This is a genomic window from Maritimimonas sp. 2210JD6-3 (assembly GCF_056591795.1).
The window spans coordinates 14,958-38,341 of the sequence record NZ_JBWQOJ010000011.1; the positions used below are offsets into that span (position 1 = coordinate 14,958).

Sequence of the window (23,384 nt, forward strand, 5' to 3'; positions counted from 1 at the left end):
ATTCAGGAATGAACGGTAAAAAATTTCTTTACGCCTTTTTACTATCGATTTTAGGCATTATTGGCTACTTCATCTATACATTGTATTTGAGTCCAAGTTCAAATTTACGATCGGTCTATCTCATACCTAAAGATGCTGTTTTTTTGGTAGAAACTCAAGAGCCTGTTGAGAACTGGGATAAAATACGGGAAAGTGAAGTTTGGAATCACCTTCAGAACAACGACTATTTTAATGAACTGACTGAAAGTGTTCAAAAAATGGACACTATTTTTCATCAAAAGAAAAAACTATTACAATTTTTTGGTACGAGATCATTAGTGTTTTCAATACATATGTACAAGCCCAAAAAGTATGGTATTTTTTATGTCGTTGATTTAAAGAAAATTGCTAAGCTAAAACTCTTAAAATCTTACTTTAATACATTATTAAATGATGATTATACATTAAGTAAGCGAATATATCACGGGCACGAGATCATCGAATTATATGATACAAAAACTAAAGAAACGTTACACATTTCTTTTATTCAGAATCAGCTCATAGCTTCTTATGTACATACCTTAGTTGAGGTTTCTATTGACGAGTATAAAGAACCTGAAATTGGTAGAAATTTAGACTTTATAGAAGTTAAAAAACATACAGGTTATGATGATATGTTTAGACTATATGTGCAATATGATTTTTTAGATGAATATGTGCGTTATTTTTCTGATGCCGATAATAATTGGGTCAAAGTACTCAGTAAAAGCTTAGAATTTTCAGGTTTCAATTTAGATCTCAAGTCGAACAATACCATTTTAGCAAATGGATATACAAACATTAATCAGAACTCTATAGGCTACTTAAAAGCCTTGCAAAAATCAGGAATTGCTAAGCGGTCAATACCCAAGATAGCTCCTAAAAACACAGCATTATATATGAGTTTTGGTTTTGATAACTTTTCCGAATTGTATTCAAATTTCGATAAAATCTTACAAGAAGATCAAGAAAATTATTCTATTTATAAAGAACAATATGAAGGTGTTGAAAAGCTTCTAAACATAAATATTGAAGAGAATTTCACAAGTTGGGTGGGTAATGAAATAGCATTTTTACAAATTCAGCCTTCTGTTAATAAATCTAAAAATGATATTGCGTTGGTTGTACGAGCCTCAGATATTGAAAAGGCTCAAGAAAATTTGCGACTAGTTTTAAAACAAATTAAGAAGAGAACACCTGTTAAATTTAAACAACTTACCTATAAAGAGCACACGATTCATTTTTTAGCGATTAAAGGTTTTTTTAAACTCTTTTTTAACGGGCTTTTTGAAAAATTTGATAAACCCTATTTTACCATTATTGATGATTATGTTGTATTTAGTAATCAGCCAACTACACTAAAAAGAATTATTGATGATTCTCTGAATAAGAATACTTTAGATACTTCTGATGATTTCTTACATTTCGAAAACTATTTTGATAAAAAATCAAGTGTTTTTACGTATATAAATACACCAGTGCTTTTTAAAAACATGTATGCTATGGCAGATTTAAAAACAAAGATTAGTATGCGTAAGAATAGAGATTTTATTATTTGTTTTCCTCAGCTAGGTTTTCAGCTTACACCAGATGATGAATTATTTGAAAGTAAATTAGTAGCAAGCTATCAAAATGTCGAATTGGTAAAAAGTAAAGCACAATTTAATGACAACCAATATTATGGTCCAAAAATTAATAACGGTAAAAGTGATTATTCCTCAAATATATTAGTAACCAAAGATGTATTTGAAATACCAGCTATTTTTCCTGATGACTTAAATTCAGATGAGTATATTAAAACTTATAAAGATAAATCTATACATATAAAAGTAGGTTTGAAAGATGGCCAAAAACATGGACGCTATTATGAGTATTATTCTAATGGAGAAGTAAAAATAAAAGGAAGGTTTCGAAACGATCGGCAAGTGGGTACTTGGCGTTATTACGATGAAAAAGGAGAAATAATCGAAAAGAAAAAATTTTAAAACAGTATCATCGATTCAAAAGTGTGGCATAGGTCTTAGAAAATTTGTCCGACTTCTTGTTACAAGTCCAAGTCTTGCTTTCTATGCCAAAACGGACAAAAAATGCCAGCTAAACGAAAAGATTAGACAAATTAAAAATGCCGCTTATTACTTTAGCGGCATTTCTTTATTGTACTAAGAAATCAAAATATTTCTTTTTAAAAGGTTCTTCTTTTAAAGTAAAATGCCACCATTCTTTAGGATGTGATTCAAACCCATGCTTTTCCATTCTACGTTTTAACAATAGACGAACAGCATGTTGATTTCTTGTAATATTCGGGTAATCAACCGATGATTTTTCATCAAAAAGATCATAAGCACTTCCCATATCTAAAATATGCCCTGTCGTAAGAGAAACAATCGATACATCTACAGTACTTCCTCTACTATGTCCAGATTTTGAGGCAATGTATTGTTTTTCAATTAGTTCTTTTTTATTGATGTTCGGATAATATTTTTCCTTCATGGCAAGATCTGTAGAGTCTTTAGTCCATGCTACAAACTGATCAACGGCACGTTGTGGTCTATAAGCATCATACACAAGGAGTCCAAAACCTAACTTACCAAGTTCGTCTTGAACATTCTTTAACGCATTGGTAGCCTTTTTCGTTAAGATAACTTTAGGTTTAATGTATCCATCTACTGGCTTACCAATAAAGTTATTAGACGAATAATATCTAAGATCTGATCTCAAATTTGGTATGATCTCTTTTGCATATACAAAACCTTCAGGGAGTTCATTAAGTGCTTCTTGTGCAGACACTCTTACTGATAGTAAAATGAATGCAACTAATAAAACAGTTTTAATATTCATTGTTAGTTGGTTTAACGGCTCACCAAAATAACGAAAATCTTTTGAAAATATTTTAACAAATTTCAAATGAATTAAGTTTAAAACACAATCAGGTATGATGTGTTTTTACAAAATGAACTTTTATATTATGAAAAATAGTGTATATGTAATGTTCATTTAAGTAGTATATATACACTCTATCTGTATAGAAAGTAATTTTCAAAAATTTTAATACTATAGTGTATTAACTGTCTAAGTTACTAATGCAGTTGTTTGTTTTAGAATTTAATTCATGGTATATTTCAGAAGAATTACTAATGATGAATGAAAAGTTAATTTCAAAGAAAAAGCCTGCATATCCAATTACGCCCAAGTTATATGATTATCTTACTGAGCATAGTAGAAACATAAAAATTCCTATTTATTATGATGATTTGCTACGATTTCAAGGTGCTGTTGAGATTTATGATAAAGAAGGTAATGATACACTTTGGGTACGTACTTATTTTGCAGAGCATGAACGTGAAGAAATAGAATATAACTTAAAACAAATGTACACCATCTTGCATGCTGATGGTAGTGATGCTGCATTTCCATTTCTAAATATTGATTCTATAGACTTTTGCACATTTGGAAATTCGAAGCCTTTTAGGGTCAAGGTTCGTAATATTTTAAACGATAACTACATTTATCTATACATTAAAAAAGCAGATGCTTCTCGTATTTATGGTCTAGAACTAGAGCATATGCTTTCTCCTAATCACATTAATTTTTTGGTGCATAAGGATACACTTATTGAAGAACATATTTCGGGCATACCTGGCGATATATTTATTAATGAGCAACTTGATTCAATTTCTGAAAAAGATAAAGCGGCCATTGCAAAAGAGTTTGTAAAGTTTAATGAACGTTGTTTTGTGCGATTGTTAGGAGATATGCGTGCTTATAATTATGTGATGGTGCTCACGCATGATTTTGATAGAATACAATATCGAATTCGAGCAATAGATTTTGATCAACAATCTTATGAGGGTAACCCGAAAGTATATAAACCACAGTTTTTAAAAGACAACAACCGATTGGTAGAAATGACGTTAAATATGTTGCGTGAAGAATCTATCGAGCAGTATAAAATTGAAGAACGCTCTTTATTGGCGAAACGCGCTACGAGCGAAGACGATCGACTAAATTTATTGCTAGACTGTATGAGAAATGATGTTATATCACCTCCAGAAAAGGTAAAAGAATTAAAAAGTGGTTTGTATAAATTAACGAATGATATAAATTTTAAACGTGCTAAAAACATGGGAGAAATATTAGATAGTGCACTCGATTTTATTATCAGAAATTATAAAAATGTGAATCCATACATTATTCATTAATCAAATATCAATACTAAATAATTGAGGTGAAAATTAAAAAAATACTAGTTGCAAATAGAGGTGAGATTGCCATCAGAGTACTAAGGGCTTGTACAGAAATTAATATAAAAACAGTTGCTATTTATACTTATGAAGATCGGTATTCTCAGCATCGGTATAAGGCTGATGAAGCATATCAAATAGGTTTAGAAGAGCAACCATTAAAGCCTTATTTAGATATTAATGCTATTGTAAGTTTAGCTAAGAATAAAGGTGTAGATGCAATCCACCCTGGATACGGATTTCTATCTGAGAATTCAACTTTTGCAAGAACATGTGCTCAGAATGATATTATTTTTATTGGTCCAGATCCTAAAGTAATGGATGCACTGGGAGATAAAATTACAGCTAAGAAAATAGCAGTAAAGTGTAAAGTACCCATCATTGAAAGCAACAAGAAAAAGTTAACTTCTTTAAAGGTTGCACTTTTAGAGGCCGATGCTATTGGTTATCCTTTAATGTTAAAAGCTGCATCTGGTGGTGGAGGTAGAGGTATGCGCATCATTCGAACGGTAAAAGACCTCGAGTTTAATTTTAATTCGGCTAGAAATGAAGCCTTGAATGCTTTTGGTGATGATACCATGTTTTTAGAGAAATATGTTGAAAACCCAAAACATATAGAAGTTCAAATAGTTGCTGATAATCATGGTTCGATTCGTCATCTGCATGAACGAGATTGCTCAGTACAACGAAGGCATCAAAAAGTAGTAGAAGTAGCGCCTTCATTTGGTTTAAGTGAGGCGTTAAAACAAAACCTCTATAACTATGCTGTTTCTATTGCTAGTCAAGTAAATTATAATAACATAGGCACCGTTGAATTTCTTGTTGATAAAGAAGATGCAATTTATTTTATAGAGGTTAATCCTCGAATTCAAGTTGAGCATACGGTTACCGAAATGGTAACAGGTATTGATCTTGTAAAAACTCAGATTTTTATTGCTGGTGGATATAAGTTGGCTAGTAAGCAAATAAAAATTTATGATCAAGCATCAATTAACACATATGGTTTTGCATTACAATGTCGAATTACCACCGAAGACCCTCAAAATAATTTTACACCAGATTATGGAACAATAACTACATATCGCAGTGCTGCAGGTATGGGAATTCGCCTAGATGCAGGGAGTGTTTATCAAGCTTCTAAAATTAGTCCATTTTTTGACTCTATGCTTGTAAAAGTATCTGCTCATGGTAGAACACTCGATGGAGCTACTCGAAAAATGGTAAGAGCACTTAAGGAGTTTAGAATTAGGGGAGTAAAAACGAATATTCGTTTTTTGCAAAATGTAATCCAACATAAAGATTTCACTAAGGGAAAAGTTACCGTTAATTTTATTCAAAATACGCCTTCGCTTTTTAAAATTGAACTTCCTCAAGATAGAACAACGAAACTTACAAATTATTTAGGAGAAGTAATTGTTAATGGAAACCCTGATGTAAAATTTGTAGATAAAAGCAAAGAATTTAGAATTCCAAAAATGCCTGAGTTTAATTATTTGTCAGAATATCCAAAAGGGACTAAAGATATGCTTACTGAAATGGGTGCTGAAAAGTTTTGTAAATGGTTAAAAAAAGAAAAGAAAATACACTTTACAGATACAACGCTAAGAGATGCACATCAGTCATTATTAGCAACCAGAATGCGTACATATGATATGTTGAAAGTTGCAGAAAGTTTTGCAAAAAACCACCCCAATACGTTTAGTATGGAAATGTGGGGAGGTGCGACTTTTGATGTCTGTTTACGGTTTTTACATGAAAGTCCGTGGACACGCTTAAGAACGTTACGAAAAGCAATACCTAATATTTTATTTCAAATGCTACTGCGAGGTTCGAATGGTGTGGGCTATACGGCATATCCTGATAATTTAATTGAAAAATTCATCCTTAAATCTTGGGAAAACGGTATTGACATTTTTAGAATTTTCGATTCGCTTAATTGGGTAAAAGCAATGGAGCCAAGTATTCAGTATGTACGCAAGCAAACGGGAGGAATTGCAGAAGCTGCCATCAGTTATACCGGTGATATTCTAGATAAGAGTAATACTAAATATAGCCTTAAATACTATACCCAATTAGCAAAAGATCTCGAGAATGCAGGTGCGCATATGATTGCGATTAAAGATATGGCTGGTTTGTTAAAACCGTATGCGGCGACTGAACTGGTAAAGGCTTTAAAAGACACAGTTGATCTACCCATTCATTTACATACACATGATACATCGTCTTTGCAATCGGCTACTTATTTAAAGGCGATTGAAGCAGGAGTTGATGTGGTTGATGTAGCTTTGGGCGGATTATCTGGATTAACATCACAACCAAATTTTAACGCTGTGGTAGAAATGATGAAATACCACAAACGTGAACACGAATATAATATTGATAGTTTAAATAAATTTTCAAATTACTGGGAAGATATTCGAGAATACTATTATCCTTTTGAATCTGGTTTAAAATCAGGTACGGCAGAGGTTTTTAAACATGAAATTCCTGGCGGGCAATATTCTAATTTAAGACCCCAAGCAGAAGCTTTAGGACTTGGCGACCGTTTTGATGAGGTTAAAAAGATGTATGGTGAAGTAAATGAACTATTTGGAGATCTAATAAAAGTAACACCAAGTTCAAAAGTAGTTGGTGATATGGCAATCTTTTTGGTAACAAATAACTTATCTACAGGTGAAGTTTTAGAACGTGGAGACGAAATTTCCTTTCCTGAATCGGTAATAAATTTCTTTAAAGGAGATTTGGGGCAACCCGTTGGAGGTTTTCCTAAAAAACTGCAAAAGATTATTCTTAAGAATAAAAAGCCGTACAAGAATAGACCCAACGCGCATCTTAAGTCAATTGATTTTACCAAAGAGTACAAAACATTTGAAAAGAAATTTCAAAAAGGATTTACACGACCTATAGAGTTTGAAGATTTTCTATCTTATAGTTTATATCCTAAAGTATTTGAACAAGCGCATGAGTTTTATAAAGAATATGCAAACGTAGCAACAATACCTACTAAGAATTTCTTTTATGGTATGGTGCCAAGAGAAGAGATTATGGTAGAATTAGAGCCTGGAAAAACCGTGTTGGTTCAGTTACTTTCTATTGGTGAGGCTAATAATGAAGGAATACGTATCGTTTTCTTTAAAGTAAATGGTGAGAATAGATATGTAGAAATTAAAGATACATCATTAGACATTCAAAAGATAGAAAATGTAAAAACTGATGTAGATAATCTAAATGAAGTAGGAGCACCTTTACAAGGTTTACTTTACAAAATGCTTGTAAAAAAGGGACAAAAAGTAAAAGAAAATGATCCGCTATTTGTGATAGAAGCTATGAAAATGGAAACCACAGTTGCAGCTAGAAAATCTGGAGTTATTAAATCTGTTACCTTACAAGAAGGAACTATGGTAATGCAAGATGATCTAGTGCTAGTTTTAGAATGATTATAGGTTTCAGTTATAGCAACAAACTACTGAGTTATCCAAAAATATCGTTTAAAAGTTTCGCAAGACGAATGCCACCTTTTTGTAGTTGTTTTCTTACAGTAGGAAAATGATCGTATGAATAGCGATAACGCAATTTTTCGCCTATTTCTACCGACTCATATGTTGGTTTTGTGAGTTTTCGTGTATCACGCATCCAATCTAAAACACTACCTTTTTCTATAGCTTTTAGTTGAGCTTTTGACAAATTATCAGCATTTTCGGCAAGTTCAGAGTAACTCATTTTCCATTCTTCAATCATATCTTCATCCCAAACACGGTGTAAATTTGTACCTCTATTAAACCATCGCACTTGAATATCGTTACCACCTTTATCTTCAGCTCTGCCAATATGCAAGGGTTGATGTAAATCTCCCATAAAATGCACTAAAAGCTTTAAGAAAAAAACTTTATCCTCTTTCGAGCTGTCTTTATCTTTTAAAACACTAATGCATTTATTTATTCCTGTAATAATATCTCCTTTTGGGTTTTTTTCAGACTCTTCATACGTTTTGTCAAAGGGCATATTAACATAATGCCAGGTATAATACTTATCATACTTTCTATCAGATTTAATCTGATCGGCATAGGTTGATACAAAAGCTAGACTTTTCCCATTAAGTAATTTATTGATGTTTTTCTTAGCTTTTTTTGTTAAATGCTTTTCTGCAATTTCTCCTGTTGCTCTATGACCCGTTGGTCCCCAAACAGGCAAAGATTTAAAAGAAGTAGTTAATAAAAAAAGGCATCCTAATAAAAGTGAAAGTCTAATCTTCATGAAATCTTATTTTGTGCTAAAATATAAAATTAGTTTGTTAAAAATTTGGAAAATTCAAAAATTAAATTATATCTTTATAATATCAAAATAATATCATTTTAAATTAACAAACATGAGAGAAGAAAAAATTATTATACCAGCTAATGGTTATTTAATGTTATTTGTATTTCTAACACTTTTTTTTGGAAGTATTGCAATGGCAATTAGTAGTAAGAATCCAACTTACTTATTAATTATTATTCCTGCATTGTTAATTGCATTTGGTTTTATCATGGTACAGCCTAACAATTCGAGAGTACTATTACTTTTTGGAAAGTATGTAGGTACTGTAAAGAAAAATGGTTTCTATTGGGTGAATCCATTTTACACAAAAAAGAAAATTTCTTTGAGAGCTAGTAACTTTGATAGTGAACGCCTTAAAGTAAATGATAAATTAGGAAACCCTATTATGATTAGTACTATCTTAGTATGGAGAGTTACAAATACATATAAAGCAGCTTTTGATGTAGATAATTATGAGAATTTTGTGCGTGTACAGACCGATGCAGCCGTTCGCAAACTAGCAAGTATGTATCCGTATGATAACTTTGCTGATGAAGGATATGAAGAAGACATTACACTTCGTTCGAGTGTTAACGAAGTAAGTGAGACTTTAGAAAAAGAAATAGAAGAGCGTCTTTCTATTGCTGGCATCGAAGTTTTAGAAGCGAGAATTGGTTATTTAGCGTATGCACAAGAAATAGCAAATGCTATGCTTAAGCGCCAACAAGCGACTGCTATTGTGGCAGCACGACATAAAATAGTAGAAGGAGCTGTGAGTATGGTTGAAATGGCACTAGAGGAATTAAGTAAGAAAGAAATAATTGAACTCGATGAAGAACGCAAAGCTGCTATGGTAAGTAATCTCATGGTAATACTTTGTGGTGATAAAGACGCTTCACCAGTTTTAAATACGGGTACTTTAAATCAATAATTATAAATGACAATCAAATTAAAGCAATAGCTATAGACCCAGTACTAGGCACTAGCTTTGGTACAACTATAAGTGTCATTTTGATGATATAGTCTAAGAACAGTATTTGGAAGTGGTATAGGACTTGCCATTGGTATGTTAATTAGTTTTTTTGTTTTCAATAAAAAATGATATATGAAAGAATATAAAGTTATTAGCTGGAAAATGGGAATGATTAAAAACAATGAGCGTTTAGAAGATACTTTAAATGAGTATGCTAAAAATGGTTGGCGTGTTATCAGTGTTGCTGAAAATTCAGCACGAATAATATTTGAACGCGATAAGAATAGGTAGTTTGTGTAGATGAAGATTTTTAAAGAAGAACAACGGTTTACGCAATTATGGCTACATATTTTGTTAGTGGTTAGTTTTATATTGCCTATTGTTATGGTGATTAAAGAGTTTATAGAAGCCAATAAAACCGGAGAATCAAAAATTACCTTGCTTACAGTATTGGGATCTTTAATTTTAGTTTATGGATTAATTTATTCACTAAAATTAACCACGCGAATAGACGAAAAAGGTATCAGTTATCGGTTTATTCCTTTTCACTTTTCTAATAGAAATGTAACCTGGAATGAAATAGAAAAAGCATATGTGCGAAAGTATAACCCTATTTCAGATTATGGAGGATGGGGAATTAAAGGGGGAGCTCTATGGAATAAAAGTAAAGGTATAGCTTATAATGTTAAAGGTGATATTGGTCTTCAATTAATTTTAAAGAATGGTAAGAAAATATTAATAGGTACACAAAAAGCAGATGAAGTAAAAAGGGTACTTCAAACATATAAAAATAAAATAGTGTTTAATGAAAAATAGAATAGCAATCATATTACTGTTAATTGTAAATCAGATTTCTAGTCAAAGCACAAATTTTGTAGAAAGTGAGCTTAGCATATCTTCTAAGAAAGTAAATGTTAATGGCTCATTATTAGCGCCAAAAACATCTGAAAGAGTTCCATTAATAATTATTATTCCAGGATCAGGCGCAACAGATAGAAATGGAAATCAAAGAAGAATAGAAAGTAATTCTTTAAAATATTTAGCTCAAGATTTAGTTAGTAGTAATATCGCAACATACAGATATGATAAAAGTGCAATAGCCTTAGTTAAAGAAGATAAACTTAAAGAAGAAGATTTTTCTTTTGATGATTTTATAGATGATGCAGTTTCAGTGATCAATTACTTTAAAAGCAAAGATCAATTTTCTAAGTTAATTGTTGCAGGGCATAGCCAAGGAAGTTTAGTCGGTATAATTGCTGCAACTAAATCTAAAATTGATGCATATATTTCTTTAGCAGGTGCAGGCAGGCCTATAAATGAAATTTTACGTGAACAATTATTAAGAAATGCACCAGCTTTAGAAAAAGATATCACTAAAACACTTGATTCTCTTAAAGAGGGTAAAATACATAAAGATTATAACAAATTATTAACCTCTATCTTTAGAGAATCTGTTCAGCCATTTTTAATTTCTTGGATAAAATATAATCCTCAAATTGAGATTAAAAAACTTTCAATTCCGATTCTTATTGTGGGTGGAACCAAAGATATTCAGGTACCTGTTTTAGACGCTGAATTATTGCATAAGAATACTAAAACTTCTAAAATGGTGATAATTGAAAATATGAATCATATTTTTAAAGAAGTAAAAAGCGATAAGAGAGAAGATAATATAGCTACCTATACTAACGGAGAGATTGGTATAATGAAAGAGGTAGCTGTAGAGATTACTAAATTTGTGAATTCATTCTAGAATGGCTAAGAAGAAAGCATTTGCACTAAGAATAAATGAAGAGATGCTCAAAGCAATTGAAAAATGGGCTGCTGATGAATTTCGTAGTACCAATGGGCAAATAGAGTGGATGCTTAATCAAAGCCTAAAACAAGCCAAGCGTGAACCCAAAAAGAAAGCGGGTGATAATTAAGACTTCTTTAACATTTTAAAATTCTATATTTGGCTTGAAGTCAATTAGCGGAATGAACTATTATAAATATCTCCTTAGCCTTACTATTATATTTACTTTTTTTCAACTCACTGCTCAAGAGAAAAAATTTACAGTTAAATATATTAATACTCCTATAAAAGTAGATGCCGTATTAGACGAAGATGTTTGGCAAAAGGCTGATATCGCTACTAACTTTTGGCAACAGTTTCCTACAGATTCTTTACAAGCAAAAGCACAAACAGAGATTAAAATGCTGTTTGATGATGATAATTTATATGTCGGTATAAAAGTACATGCAAAAAGTAATGACTTTATCATACCATCTTTACGACGCGATTTTAGAGCAGGTGGTAGTGATAACATCACTTTAATGTTCGATACCTTTAACGACGCTACAAATGCGTTTATTTTTGGCTCAAACCCTTATGGAGTACTTCGAGAAATTCTATTAGCTAACGGAGGCACTGATGTACGTGATTTTGATGGTTCTTGGGATGTAAAATGGCAAGGAGAGTCAAAAATTCATGATAATTATTATATCTGCGAATGGGCGATTCCACTGTATGCTTTTAAATACAGAGAAGGAGAAACAAAATGGCGTTTTAATAGTTATCATTTCGACACACAGGATAATGAACGTAATACATGGATTCACATTCCTCAAAATCAATTTATTTTCAATCTTGCGTATATGGGTGATATGTATTTTGAAAAACCATTAGGTAAATCTAAATCACCAATATCAATAATACCCTACATCAATACTAGCGGAGTTCAAGACTTTGAGGAGAATACGGATGATGCTGATTTTAAGATAGGAGGAGATGCTAAATTCACAATCGGTAATAGCTTGAATTTAGATTTAACGATTAATCCAGACTTCTCTCAGGTTGAAGTTGATCGTCAAATAACCAATCTAACTAGGTTTAGTATTGCACTACCTGAGAGGAGGCAATTCTTTGTAGAGAATAGTGATTTGTTTTCAAGTTTTGGTGATTTTCGAGAATCTCGTGCTTTTTTCTCAAGAAGGATCGGTATAGCCCAAGATATTGATGGAGAGACTATTCAAAATGATATAATTGCAGGCGCACGCATTAGTGGAAAGTTAACAAATAACTTTAGAATAGGTTTTCTAGATATGCAAACAGCCGAAGATGAGACGAACGAAATTGCTGCTACTAACAATGCTGTTTTGGCATTGCAACATAAAATGTTTAGTAGATCTAATTTGAGCTTTCTATTTGTAAATAAACAGGCAACAAAAGACTATGATTTTTTAAATAATAATGATGATGACTTGGGTAATAATACATATAACAGGGTTATAGGTTTAGACTATAACCTAGCTTCAAAAGACAATACTTGGACTGGTAAATACTTTCTTCACAAATCATTTACACCAAATTCAGGCAATAAAGATTTATCTGCTGGGGCTACAACCCAGTTTAATAGCAGATATATTGATGCAAGATTAGGTGGAGTTTATACAGGTGATGATTATAGATCTGAATTGGGCTTTGTAAGACGGACTGATATTTTTAAAGCAGTTGCAAGTCTTACAGGAAAATTTTGGCCTAAAAAAGGGATATTTAACAGACACAGCCTCTCATTTATAGGGATAGGAGTATGGCGACCTGATGCTTTAGGTTTTAGCTTTGATAATTTAAATGATGGTATTTCTGATGAATTTTATAGAATTCAATGGCAAAGTAATTTTAATAATCAATCAGAAATATCTTTTAACATGAATCATAGATTTACGAAACTAGTGAACGATAGTTTTGATCCTACTAATACAGAGGGTGCCGTAGCGCTTCCTCAAGGTTCAGAATATGATTATACTGATTTTGGAATACAGTACCGTTCAGATATGCGTAAAAGATTTTCCTATTCATTGAATCCGTCATACGGTTCTTTTTATAATGGAAAAAGGTTTTCATTTCAAGGAAATTTAAATTTACGATTACAGCCTTATTTTGTCGCTTCAGCCCAAATAAATTATGACAATATTAATTTGCCGAATCTGTTTCCCGATGCCTCTATTTGGTTAGTGGGGCCTCGTTTTGATGTAACCTTTAATAAAAAACTTTTTTGGACAACTTTAGTACAATACAGTAATCGACGTGATAATATTGGTATTAATAGCCGTTTGCAATGGCGTTTTAAACCACTTTCAGATCTCTTTATTGTATATAACGATAATTACTTTGTGAATACCTTTGCTCCAAAAACAAGATCACTTACATTAAAATTTACATACTGGTTAAATATATAATTCAATATATTTGAACTCCTAACTCAATTTTATAATGAAAAACATCACCTATCTTTTCGTTTTTTTTATCACTTTATCACTTTTTGCACAAACCAAATCACCCAAAGAATTCTTAGGATATGAATTGGGCGAACGATTTTCTAGAAATCATCAGGTTGTAGATTATTTTAAATACGTTGTAGAAAACAACAACAATGTATCACTTTTAAAATATGGAGAGACTTATGAAAAGCGACCCCTGTATTTAGCTTTTATAACGGCACCAGAAAATTTTTCTAAGCTTGAAGAACTTCGAAAAAATCATTTGAAAACAGCTGGAGTCATAGAAGGAAACCCTTCAGATGATATTCCAATTGTATGGCTTAGTTATAATGTACATGGTAACGAAGCATCAAGTACAGAAGCATCTATGAAAACTTTATTTGCACTGGTAGATCCATCTAATAAAGAAACAAAAGAGTGGCTTAAAAATACAATTGTAATTATAGATCCATGCATCAATCCAGATGGTCGCGATCGTTACGCAAATTGGTATAATCAATTTGGAAATAGCCCTTATAATTTAAATCCAGATTCTAAAGAACATCATGAACCTTGGTTAAGTGGAAGGCCCAATCATTATATGTTCGATTTGAATAGAGATTGGGCTTGGGCAACGCAAGTAGAATCTCAACAACGTCTAAAACAATACAATAAATGGATGCCAAATATTCATGTAGATTTTCATGAGCAGGGAGTAGATAACCCTTATTATTTTGCACCAGCTGCTGAGCCTTATCATGAAGTGATAACCGATTTTCAACGTGATTTTCAAGGTACAATAGGTAAAAATCACGCAAAATATTTTGATAAAAACGGATGGTTGTATTTCACAAAAGAATGGTTTGATTTATTATATCCTAGTTATGGAGATACTTACCCAACTTTTAATGGGGCAATTGGGATGACCTATGAGCAGGCTGGGCACGGTAGAGCTGGATTAGGAATAACAAATGCTGAAGGAAATGAATTGTCACTAAAAGATAGAATTGAACATCATTATACAACTGGGCTATCAACCATAGAAGTAGCATCGACCAATGCCGATAAACTAAAAAAAGAATTCTCTGATTATTTCCGTAAGGCAAAAACGAATCCGAAAGGAAAGTATAAAAGCTTTGTTATTAGTGGTGCAAATGACGTTGATAAGATGAACAGTTTACGAGAAGTATTAGATAGACATGAGATTCAATATGGAGTTTCAAATTCAACGGCTTCTCTAAAAGGTTTTGACTATCAGTTAAATAAAAATAAAACGATAAAACTTTCTGGTACTGATTTAGTAATTAATATGAATCAGCCAAAATCGAATTTGGTAAAGTCATTATTTGAACCTCAGGCTAAATTAAACGATTCATTAACCTACGATATTACTGCTTGGTCTTTACCATATGCGCGTGGATTAAAGGCCTATGCTTTATCAAGTACAATAGCCGTTACGAATGCTCCAGATATTGATGCTACTAATAACGTAGAAGGAGTATCAAAACCATATGCCTACATTTCTAAATGGAATGATGTAAAAGACGCTTCTTTTTTAGGAGATTTGTTAAAACATAAGATCAAAGTTCGTTTTGCTTCACAAGCATTTAGTGTAGAAGGTAAAGAGTATGAACCAGGTTCATTGATTATTACTCGAACAGGTAATGAAAAATTAGCAAATACTTTTGATGCTCTAGTTAGAAAAATTGCAAAAGAGCATCATAGAAATTTAAACGCAGTTGCTACTGGTATGGTTTCTAAAGGAAAAGATTTTGGTTCAGCAACAGTTCGCTACATAAAAACACCTAAAGTTGCTGTGCTATCAGGTAAAGGAGTATCAACGTTGAGTTTTGGAGAAATATGGCATTTCTTTGAACAGCAATTGCATTATCCTGTTACGGTATTAGACGCAGACTACTTTGGTAATGTAAATCTCGATAAATACAATGTACTCATTTTACCAAATGGCTGGTATGGTAGTACATTAAGTGAGAGCAGATTGAAATCACTAAAAGCATGGGTACAAAAAGGCGGACGCTTAATTGCAATCGACGGAGCTTTAAATAAGTTTGCCGCTAGTAAAGAATTTAAGCTATCGAAATTCAAAAGCGATGATGAGAAAAAAGAAGTTGAGAAAGCCGAAAAAGAACAAGCCGAAAAATTAGAGTTAGAAGCTTTTGATAATTTAGAGCGTCATTCTATTTCTAATTTAATTACGGGAAGTATTTTTAAAGCCACTATGGACAATACCTATCCACTTGGGTTTGGTTATGGTAAAACATATCATACGTTACGTCTAAATGGTAATCATTATGCATATTTAAAAGATGGTGTAAATGTGAGTGTTATTAAAGATAAATCTGATCAAGTAAGCGGATTTGCAGGAGTGAAAGCATTAAACAATGTTAGCAAATCTTTGGTATTCGGAGTTGAGTCTATAGGTAGTGGAGAGGTAGTGTACCTAGCAGATAATCCTTTATTTAGAAGTTTCTGGGAAAATGGAAAATTGGCGTTTTGTAATGCGGTGTTTTTTGTTGGTCAATAAAAATAAGTTACAACTCTAAAACTAGTAAATGCTTTTAATTTTAATTCAAGAGTTTCCAAAAGATACCACGCCTATATTTACGAAAGACACCATCGTCTTTGGGCTCTTAATGATTGTGTTAGGCCTTATTTTCTATACATCTTCTCAAAAAGAGGGTTTTTGGAAGAAATTCTACAATATTATTCCTGCTTTATTTTTGGCCTATATGATTCCTGGTTTACTTGCTACCTTAGGTATAATTGCTTCAGATTGGAAAACAGTAACAGCTAGTGGAGAGGTTATTGAAAATAGTTCGAGTTTATATTATATGGCGAGTCGCTATTTACTACCTGCAGCCTTAGTTTTAATGACGTTAAGTATAGATCTTAAAGCGGTATATAATTTAGGTTGGAAAGCTTTAGCAATGTTTTTTGCTGGTACATTGGGTATTGTAATTGGTGGACCCATTGCAATACTATTAATTTCTATGGTTTCTCCTGAAACGGTGGGTGGAGCTGGACCTGATGCAGTTTGGAGAGGGTTGTCAACATTGGCAGGAAGTTGGATTGGTGGAGGCGCCAATCAGGCAGCTATGCTTGAAATATATGGCTTTAATCAAGCTAAATATGCTCAAATGGTTTTTGTTGATATTGTAGTTGCCAATATTTGGATGGCTATTATACTTATTGGTATTGGTAAATCGAAACGAATCAATACGTGGTTAAAGGCCGATACTACCGCTATAGAAGACCTTAAAGAAAAAGTAACAACTTTTGCTAATAAAGTTGAAAGAAAAGCTAGTGTATCTGATTTTATGATTTTAGGAGCCATAGCGTTTGGTACTGTAAGTCTTTCACATTTTTTAGGAAATTATTTAAGTGATTTTTTTGGTGAAGTAGTAGCGAATATTCAATCTGAAACCACAAGAAATATATTTACGTTTTTAGATTCACAATTTTTCTGGATGGTGAGTATCGCAACCATTATTGCAATTTTATTATCATTTACCAATATGCGAAAATATGAAGGAGCAGGAGCAAGCAAGATCGGAAGTCTCTTTATTTACATTTTAGTTGTAACTATAGGTATGAAAATGGATTTAAGACAGATTGCTGAAAACCCTGGTTTGATTGTAGTAGGTATTGTCTGGATGACCATACATGCTTTGTTATTAATTTTTGTAGCAAAATTAATTAAGGCTCCTTACTTTTTCTTAGCTGTAGGCAGTCAAGCGAATGTTGGTGGTGCTGCGTCTGCGCCTGTGGTTGCGTCTGCATTTCATCCATCACTAGCGACTGTGGGGGTCTTATTAGCTGTTTTTGGATATGCAGTGGGTACCGTAGCGGCCATAGGATGTACTATCTTAATGCAAATTGCCTCTGGAGGATAAAATTCTATCAAATTACCTATATTCGCATCCGTTAAAAGGAAATGATGAGAAATTTAGTTGGTTTACTACTTATATGTTTACTCTTATGTGCATGTGGTTCTGATAAAAAAGAATCAATGTTGGTAAAGGGTGAAATTAAAGGCTTAAAAAAAGGAACACTCTATCTTAAAAAACTAAAAGATACAGCTTTTGTAGCGATTGATTCAGTACAACTTGATGGCATAAGTACATTTACATTAACAGACGAGTTAGAAAGTCCAGAAATTTACAATTTAGTATTAAATAACGATCCTAATAAAACGATTTTATTCTTTGGTGATAAAGGTGACATTACGATTAATACACATTTAGAAAAATTTGGTTTTAGAGCGGAAATTAAAGGCTTGCAGAATCAAAATTTATTAGACGAGTATTCTGAAATGGCTCAAAAATTTAACAATCAACGCTTAGAATTGATAAAAGCTGAATTTGATTTTAAAGAAGATAGTATAAAGAAAGACTCTATTATAAAACTTGAAAATAACTTAATACGGAGACGATACTTATATACGACAAATTTTGCTGTAAAACATGCAAATAATGTGATTGCTCCTTATATAGCATTAACAGAATTAGGCAACGCTAATATTAAATTGCTAGATACTATAAATGTTTCTATGACAGATGAAGTAAGGGCTTCTAAATATGGTAAAATGTTAGAAGAATACTTAGCAGATATAAAAAAGAACTAAAAACATAAATCCCGCTGCTAACGGGATTATTTGGTTAAAATCTATTATCACCATCTAAGAGATCTCCTAGACCGCCTAAGATGCTCCCTTCTCCTTTATTTTTACCTCCAGCTTGCGGAGCAGCAGCGATTACCCTTCCGGCAAGTCTACTAAAAGGTAATGACTGTATATATACAGTTCCTGGGCCTTCTAGTTTAGCAAAAAACAATCCTTCACCACCAAATACTGTGTTCTTAATGCCTCCTATAAATTCAATATCATAATTTACGGTCTGATCAAATCCGACAATGCATCCAGTGTCAACTTTTAATACTTCACCAGGTTGTAATTCTTTCATTGCTACGGTACCACCAACGTGTAAAAAAGCCATACCATCACCTTCTAGCTTTTGCATGATAAAACCTTCACCGCCAAATAGCCCGCGACCTAATTTTTTAGAAAATTCAATACCAATTGAGACTCCTTTTGCAGCACATAAAAATGCATCTTTTTGGCAAATAAACTTATTGCCAAAATTTGTAAGATCTAATGGGATGATCTTACCAGGATAGGGTGATGCAAATGATATTTTCTTTTTTCCTTGTTCTACATTTAAAAAAGAAGTCATAAACAGACTCTCGCCTGTTAGAATACGTTTTCCAGCGGAGAATATTTTACCCAAAACATTTTGGGTTTGCCCGGAACCATCACCAAAAATAGTATTCATTTTTATACCATTGTCCATCATCATAAAGCTGCCAGATTCAGCTACAACGGCTTCTTGAGGATCTAGTTCTATTTCTACGTATTGCATTTCTTCGCCGTAGATTTCATAATCGATTTCGTGTGCAGTCATTGTTTGTTAATTTATAATTTTAGTTATTAATGAATTCAATTCTAAATTAAGAAAACTTTTTCTAGTTGAATTAAATCTTTGTTATTTGAATAGTATCTTAGTTAAGAATCTAATTATCTCTTTTATCAAAATTTTCGGTCTCTGATATTTTAATTCTTCTAGCAATTAGGTAAACTAAAATAACTGCTATAGCAATCCAAATTAAAATTTGTAAAATAACGGCAAATGTTCCCATACCATTAAAGTTTTACAGCTGTACCATACGCTAAAATCTCAGCACAACCTTGCATTACCATCGCAGTCGTTAACCGTACATTAATAATGGCATCTGCTCCCATACGTTGCGCATCTTGTTGCATACGTTGCATGGCTTGTTCTCTAGCGTGTGCTTGAAGTTTTGTGTATTCTTCTATTTCACCACCCACGATATTTTTTAGACCTGCAAAAAAATCACGACCTATATTGCGAGCACGTACTGTGCTACCACGAGCAACACCTAGAATTTCCTTAATTTCTCTATTAGGAATAGTTTCGGTTGTTGTAATAATCATATGAAGTTGTTTTTTAATTAATGTACTATATAGGTAGCATTCATCTAAGTTTTGTTACACTACTAAATAATCTTAAAATACTAATTCGTAGCAATAGAAGGGATATTCTTTTATTCTTGAAAAATATATTTCACCTGTTTTTTCATAACCTCGCTGAGTATAAAACTGTATATTTCTGGGGTTTTGTGAAAATGTATCTAATCTTACAGAGGCATAGTTATGTTCTTGAGCATACTTTTCAGCATAACATAATAAAAATTGTGCGTGTCCTCTTTTTTGATGGGTGGGATGAATTGCTAATCGGTGAATGTAAATATTATTGTTTGTAGTTAGCCACGATACCGATTTGTATTCTTCATCCATAAAGGTAGAAATAGTGATACACCCTATGATAGTACCTTCTAATTCTAAAACATAGAGTTCACCTCTTTTAAAATCTTTAAAAAAAGCTTCTTTAGAAGGATACTTTTCATTCCATTGATAGATGTTTTTTTTTGCTAAATGTTTGCCACAAGCTCTGGTAATATTTAGTATAGTTTCTATATCTTTTTCTAAGGCTTTTCTAATGTTCATATGCATTTCTACATTATTCAAAAAATAGCGACTGCTCGTACAGGTGAACCTGTACCACCTCTAATTTTTAAGGGCAACCCAATAAATTGAAATTCGCCCTTACCTACTAATTTATGTAGATTGATAAGGTTTTCATAATGGGTAAAACCATATTCACCACAGATATGATGTACTTTTTTATTCGAAATTCCAGGAACCCCAGGTGACATGGTCTCTACACCAAAAGAGGCTATTTTCTTTGAAGCTAAGTATTCTGCTGAAGCGATAGATATCCCAGGGCCTTTCCCCCAATTATCAGTATTAAAGTACCTTCTGTAATGATTTGTATAAAATAAGATACAAGTACCTTCTTTGATGGTTAAACCTTCTTTTTTAAGAGTTTCTTCTATTTCTTGGGGTTCTATTAATTCTTGTAAATTTTTATGAGAAAAATCTAAACAAATACCTTTTGTATAAAACATAGACAAAGGCATCGTATCTATAGATTTTCCTTTGTGTTTTGCGGCCATATGGTTAATGGCATCTACATGTGTGCCCGTATGTTCTCCTAGCTCTAATTTATAAACCGCAGGGGTTTTTGTAGTATGGTTTTTTATATGATTCCATTCTTCATGCGTATTATGTACAGTCATTTTTACTTGTGGTAAATCTTTATATACAGGCATGCCTTCATAAATCTCTTGGCTTAAGTCTATGATTGCTGTCATTTTTTTAGATATCATCGTTTATTTCAATCCAATATCCATTTGGGTCTTGAAAGTAAACTTGCTTAATTCCATCTTTTCTAACATAATCTTTGTTCGGAGTATTAAGCCAATCTGAGTAATCAATTTTTAATTTTTCTAGATGTTCCACAAATAAATTGATATCGGCTGTAGCTAATGCAAAATGAACAGCTTTGTTAGTTTTTATTTCAGAATTTGGACGTGGAATCAGATGAAGCTGTTTTCCTTCATTAAGTGATAACCACCTTGTTTGTGAGTCTGAAGCTGTATTCTTAACTTCTTCAAGTTGAAGTACCTCTTGATAAAATTCAACAGATTCATTTACATCTTTTACAGAAAGTGCTAAATGATTAAATGAAAAAATAGGCATTGTTACATTTTATTATAAGATTAAGATACTTCTGGTCTTTAATTTTAAAAGTATTTTTGAACTACATCCTTTAAACAGTGAGCTTGTTAAATGTCAAAAAAAGTTCATCATTTTGTCCAAAAGATAAAATACTCATCCCTAAAAATATTAATGTTGCTAGTGCTTTTATCATTTCTCCGCTGTTTCTTTTCCAATTCGCTCAATCATAACCTTGGCATTTTCGTTTTTAGGATTTAATTCTAATGATTTTTGATAATTTTCTTTTGAAAGTTCGAACTGCTTATCCGTAAAATAGCCTTCGCCCAAACTATCAAATGCATTGGCTGAATTTGGATGCAACTCCGTATTTAATTTGAAAACCTCAATTGCTTTAGTTCTTTGGCTATCTCTTAAATAGTTATAAGCAAGTCTGTTTATAGTATTTTCGCTTATATTATAATCATTCGGATTTTTACTAACCGCACTTTTTATTTTAGTGATCGCAGTACCTGTATCATTTTCTACAAATTCCTTTACAATTTTGTTTACAATTGGTATTCTAGGTGCTTTGTATTTCGATTTTTCAAGGATGTTGTCAATTGATGCTATTAATTCGTTCATTGCTAATCTACCACCTTGGTTAGTCAAAAATATGTAATCATAGCCATCAGTCAGATTTTTCTTTATCAAAGACTGATAACCATCTACCGAACCATCGTGTTGAACATACTTTTTACCTTCTTTTATAAATGGACTCCAGCCAAAACCATAACCATATTTTTGACCATTGATATTTAAAATAATTTGTCCATTAACTAATTTCCCATTTGCAAATGCAATGTTAAGTGTTTGTTCTGAAACTAATTTGTTCTGATTTAAAGCATTGTTCCATTTCTCCAAATCATTTAAAGTTGAATATATTCCGCCTGGGCCGATTACAGAAGACATATAATCTGATTTTGACCCAATAAGATTATAGCCATTTACAAAATTAGAAGAACTTTTCGCCACGGTCTTTGTAGCTGTGGTATTTTGCATTTCTAAAGGTTTAAAAATCTCTTGATTGAAAAATTGGTCAATTGGTTTGCCTGAAACTTTTTGAATTATTAAAGCAAGTATTGTATATCCCGAATTGCTGTATCGAAAAGTTTTTCCATTTTTAAGCTCAAGGGAATCTTGTTTCATCAGCATTTCAAAAACATCTGTATTATTTGGGTTTGAAAGTTTATAATATTCCGTATCCGTTAATCCTGAAGTATGATTCAATAGTTGTCTTACAGTAATATTTTTCAAATAGTCTGGATAATCTGGGAAAAAGTCTTCGATTTTATCATCAAAAGTTAGTTTGTTTTTTTCTTGTAACATCATAATTCCCATTGCAGTAAATTGTTTGGAAACCGATGCTATGTAAAACACAGATTCGGGCGTTATTTTTTCCTCGGTTTCTTCGTTGGCGTAACCAAAAGATTTCTTGTAAATAATAGAGTCGTTTTTTGTAACCAAAACAGCTCCGTTAAACATTCCGTTCGAGTGGCTGAAATTAAACAAAGAATCGAGTTGTTCTGCTTGAGTACTCTTTTTGTCTGGTTCAGTTTTTGAACTATTCGAGCAGGAATTAAAAATTAACAAGACAATTAGCAAACTGTAAAATGGAAGTTTCATTTAATCTATTTTTCTTTAAGGACGATAAATTTTCTTAATTGTGACGACGTTTCTTATTAATGGATGGGTTATGGTTTTGTTGCGTGTTTGAGCAACTAAATTAACAAATACAAACCGAATAGAAAATATGCGAGGATTTTCGTAAGTAGGCGAGTACGAACAATGAATTATACACGGCTTGTTGTGCGTAGTTATTTTATTCGATAGATGGTTTCATTCGTGATACTATCATTTGATACTATCAAAGATACAATCATTTAACTAAGATTATGGA

20 protein-coding genes are annotated in these 23,384 nt (G+C 32.3%); 12 read left to right on the forward strand and 8 right to left on the reverse strand.

The genetic code is table 11. The features are described 5' to 3' along the window. Window positions 1-8 precede the first annotated feature (8 nt). On the forward strand, window positions 9-2,003 hold the full coding sequence (locus AC1EUY_RS06795; protein WP_480194757.1) for a toxin-antitoxin system YwqK family antitoxin: 1,995 nt from the start codon (window positions 9-11) through the stop codon (window positions 2,001-2,003). Window positions 2,004-2,169: 166 nt separating this feature from the next. On the opposite strand, the gene AC1EUY_RS06800 is transcribed toward AC1EUY_RS06795, so the two are convergent. Continuing rightward, window positions 2,170-2,856, reverse strand: a complete 687-nt coding sequence (locus tag AC1EUY_RS06800; protein WP_480194758.1) for a M15 family metallopeptidase — start codon at window positions 2,854-2,856, stop codon at window positions 2,170-2,172. Window positions 2,857-3,155: 299 nt separating this feature from the next. On the opposite strand from AC1EUY_RS06800, the gene AC1EUY_RS06805 reads away from it, so the two are divergent. Beyond that, a complete protein-coding gene (locus tag AC1EUY_RS06805; RefSeq protein ID WP_480194822.1) occupies window positions 3,156-4,217 on the forward strand; it encodes a hypothetical protein in 1,062 nt (353 codons plus the stop codon). A 26-nt stretch (window positions 4,218-4,243) separates the two neighbouring features. Next, complete coding sequence (locus AC1EUY_RS06810; protein WP_480194759.1) at window positions 4,244-7,696, forward strand: pyruvate carboxylase; 3,453 nt, start codon at window positions 4,244-4,246, stop codon at window positions 7,694-7,696. 34 nt (window positions 7,697-7,730) lie between these two features. Here AC1EUY_RS06810 and AC1EUY_RS06815 read toward each other — a convergent pair whose 3' ends face one another. After that, window positions 7,731-8,513 (reverse strand): S1/P1 nuclease, encoded by a 783-nt coding sequence (locus tag AC1EUY_RS06815; protein ID WP_480194760.1) that lies wholly within the window; start codon window positions 8,511-8,513, stop codon window positions 7,731-7,733. A gap of 112 nt (window positions 8,514-8,625) precedes the next feature. Here AC1EUY_RS06815 and AC1EUY_RS06820 point away from each other — a divergent pair, with 112 nt between their 5' ends. From AC1EUY_RS06820 to AC1EUY_RS06860, 9 genes are all read left to right on the forward strand, one after another. Beyond that, a complete protein-coding gene (locus AC1EUY_RS06820; protein WP_480194761.1) occupies window positions 8,626-9,486 on the forward strand; it encodes an SPFH domain-containing protein in 861 nt (286 codons plus the stop codon). A gap of 174 nt (window positions 9,487-9,660) precedes the next feature. Beyond that, window positions 9,661-9,819 carry a DUF4177 domain-containing protein gene (locus tag AC1EUY_RS06825; protein ID WP_480194762.1) on the forward strand — a complete coding sequence of 53 codons (159 nt, stop codon included), beginning with the start codon at window positions 9,661-9,663 and terminating at the stop codon, window positions 9,817-9,819. 9 nt (window positions 9,820-9,828) lie between these two features. Continuing rightward, complete coding sequence (locus tag AC1EUY_RS06830) at window positions 9,829-10,344, forward strand: hypothetical protein (RefSeq protein ID WP_480194763.1); 516 nt, start codon at window positions 9,829-9,831, stop codon at window positions 10,342-10,344. After that, the gene (locus AC1EUY_RS06835; RefSeq protein ID WP_480194764.1) at window positions 10,334-11,281 is read left to right on the forward strand and encodes an alpha/beta hydrolase family protein; all 948 of its coding nucleotides are present in this window, start codon (window positions 10,334-10,336) and stop codon (window positions 11,279-11,281) included. Before AC1EUY_RS06830 ends, AC1EUY_RS06835 begins: the two co-directional genes overlap by 11 nt. Window position 11,282: 1 nt before the next feature. Further along, window positions 11,283-11,453 (forward strand): type II toxin-antitoxin system antitoxin, encoded by a 171-nt coding sequence (locus AC1EUY_RS06840; protein ID WP_480194765.1) that lies wholly within the window; start codon window positions 11,283-11,285, stop codon window positions 11,451-11,453. 34 nt (window positions 11,454-11,487) lie between these two features. After that, a complete protein-coding gene (locus AC1EUY_RS06845) occupies window positions 11,488-13,749 on the forward strand; it encodes a DUF5916 domain-containing protein (RefSeq protein ID WP_480194766.1) in 2,262 nt (753 codons plus the stop codon). A gap of 34 nt (window positions 13,750-13,783) precedes the next feature. Beyond that, the gene (locus tag AC1EUY_RS06850; protein ID WP_480194767.1) at window positions 13,784-16,315 is read left to right on the forward strand and encodes a M14 family metallopeptidase; all 2,532 of its coding nucleotides are present in this window, start codon (window positions 13,784-13,786) and stop codon (window positions 16,313-16,315) included. 28 nt (window positions 16,316-16,343) lie between these two features. Continuing rightward, entirely contained in the window at window positions 16,344-17,684 is a 1,341-nt protein-coding gene (locus AC1EUY_RS06855) for a DUF819 family protein (RefSeq protein ID WP_480194768.1), read from the forward strand. A gap of 44 nt (window positions 17,685-17,728) precedes the next feature. Beyond that, the gene (locus AC1EUY_RS06860; RefSeq protein ID WP_480194769.1) at window positions 17,729-18,415 is read left to right on the forward strand and encodes a DUF4369 domain-containing protein; all 687 of its coding nucleotides are present in this window, start codon (window positions 17,729-17,731) and stop codon (window positions 18,413-18,415) included. A gap of 34 nt (window positions 18,416-18,449) precedes the next feature. Here AC1EUY_RS06860 and AC1EUY_RS06865 read toward each other — a convergent pair whose 3' ends face one another. The 6 genes from AC1EUY_RS06865 to AC1EUY_RS06890 form a co-directional block, all read right to left on the reverse strand. After that, complete coding sequence (locus tag AC1EUY_RS06865) at window positions 18,450-19,250, reverse strand: TIGR00266 family protein (RefSeq protein ID WP_480194770.1); 801 nt, start codon at window positions 19,248-19,250, stop codon at window positions 18,450-18,452. Window positions 19,251-19,489: 239 nt separating this feature from the next. Then, on the reverse strand, window positions 19,490-19,801 hold the full coding sequence (locus AC1EUY_RS06870) for a YbjQ family protein (RefSeq protein WP_480194771.1): 312 nt from the start codon (window positions 19,799-19,801) through the stop codon (window positions 19,490-19,492). A gap of 72 nt (window positions 19,802-19,873) precedes the next feature. Further along, window positions 19,874-20,380, reverse strand: coding sequence for a GNAT family N-acetyltransferase (locus AC1EUY_RS06875; protein WP_480194772.1), 507 nt, complete (start codon window positions 20,378-20,380; stop codon window positions 19,874-19,876). 11 nt (window positions 20,381-20,391) lie between these two features. Continuing rightward, the gene (locus AC1EUY_RS06880) at window positions 20,392-21,081 is read right to left on the reverse strand and encodes a cyclase family protein (protein WP_480194773.1); all 690 of its coding nucleotides are present in this window, start codon (window positions 21,079-21,081) and stop codon (window positions 20,392-20,394) included. Window positions 21,082-21,085: 4 nt separating this feature from the next. Further along, on the reverse strand, window positions 21,086-21,469 hold the full coding sequence (locus AC1EUY_RS06885) for a VOC family protein (RefSeq protein ID WP_480194774.1): 384 nt from the start codon (window positions 21,467-21,469) through the stop codon (window positions 21,086-21,088). A gap of 168 nt (window positions 21,470-21,637) precedes the next feature. After that, window positions 21,638-23,110, reverse strand: coding sequence for a serine hydrolase (locus tag AC1EUY_RS06890; protein ID WP_480194775.1), 1,473 nt, complete (start codon window positions 23,108-23,110; stop codon window positions 21,638-21,640). Window positions 23,111-23,384 lie beyond the last annotated feature (274 nt).